This window comes from Faecalibacter rhinopitheci (assembly GCF_015234135.1).
In the GTDB taxonomy this organism is placed as follows: domain Bacteria; phylum Bacteroidota; class Bacteroidia; order Flavobacteriales; family Weeksellaceae; genus Empedobacter; species Empedobacter rhinopitheci.
Genome location: NZ_JADGIK010000035.1, coordinates 1 through 1,404, shown reverse-complemented (window position 1 = coordinate 1,404; position 1,404 = coordinate 1). Strand labels below are relative to the sequence as shown.

The window sequence follows — 1,404 nt, the reverse complement described above, 5'->3', positions numbered from 1 at the left end:
ATTTTTAAAAGAACACGGTTAGTTGCTTATTATGGGGGTTATATGTTGATGGTAGCATTTACTGTTTATATCTACCTCATCCTTAATTTCAGTGATTATATACCTTGTTCTTGCGGTGGAATTTTGGAAAAAATGGGATGGACAGAACACTTAGTTTTTAATGTTATTTTTGTTGTATTTGCTCTAGTTGGTATATTATTTCTTTCTCCATTTTCTAAAAAAAATGCTACATCTATTATAGTAGCAGGAATAATTGCGATAGGAAGTATGATTACCTTATTTTTTAATTCAGAATATATTATCAAACAAGAAAATAATTTCACCCGAAGATATTTACCACATCCTATTATAGAGCAAGAAGCCATTAATTTAGGTGCAAACTCCTATTACTTTGCTGGTTTTGATGCACATAAAATATACCTCGGAAACTATACTGCGCCTTTAATCCTTACCAGTATTAATCTAGATTTAAAAGATGTAGAAAAACATCGCATCGAATTAGAACAGTCTAATTTTAATTTTAGAGCAATAACCATTAAAGTATTTGAGGATGAATTTTATGTATATGATGGTAATGTCCCCGTAATATTTAAAGGATGCTTGCCCAATTACAGGGCCGAAATAGTTAGTTATAATAAAGCCTATTTTTCTCAGCTAGTACCTTTAGGGAATAATAATTTTGCTATTAAAACACATAGTAGCACTTTAAACCAACAAGTACTTGGCTTAGTCAATACTACTACTGATGCTGTTATTTTAAAAAATGATATCCTTCAAAAACAATTGGATGGAGTGTTTGATAGTGATGGTCAAATCAACTATGATCCTATTACCACAAAAATAGTTTACAACTATTATTACCGCAACCAGTTTATTGTAATGAATGAAAATTTAGAGATACAAAAATCGTTGCATACCATAGATACCATCCAAGAAGCTCGTCTTAAAGTAACTGCTTTAAAAGATGGAACCAACAAAATGAATGCACCACCCTTATTGGTGAATAAAAATATGAATACCTATCACAACATCTTGTTTAATGAATCTAATCTGATGGGAAAACACGAATCCCAAAAACAATGGAAACAAGCATCGGTTATTGATATGTATTTCACTAATCGCAACTATTATATCGGCAGTTTTTATGTACATCACCGTCAAGGTGAAAAATTAGCAGATTTTTTGGTTACCGATTCACATTTTTATGCTTTAATAGGCAATGAACTGATTCGTTATAAATGGGCGCCCAATGTAATGAAGCAGTTCAGCATAGAGTAAGCCGAAAATCTATTAAAAAAAGAGTAGGCAAAATAAAAATCAACCAAGATGAAAAATTTAAAACAAGTCATTTTACCAGCTGTCATTGTATTGATGGGGACTGGTGCAGCTTTTGCAACAAATCAA

1 protein-coding gene is annotated in these 1,404 nt (G+C 31.4%); it reads left to right on the top strand.

Annotated features, from left to right (window positions below):
* Positions 1-1,278: MauE/DoxX family redox-associated membrane protein (locus IM532_RS13605; protein ID WP_194184037.1), on the top strand; the 1,278-nt coding region annotated here is incomplete at its 5' end.
* Positions 1,279-1,404 lie beyond the last annotated feature (126 nt).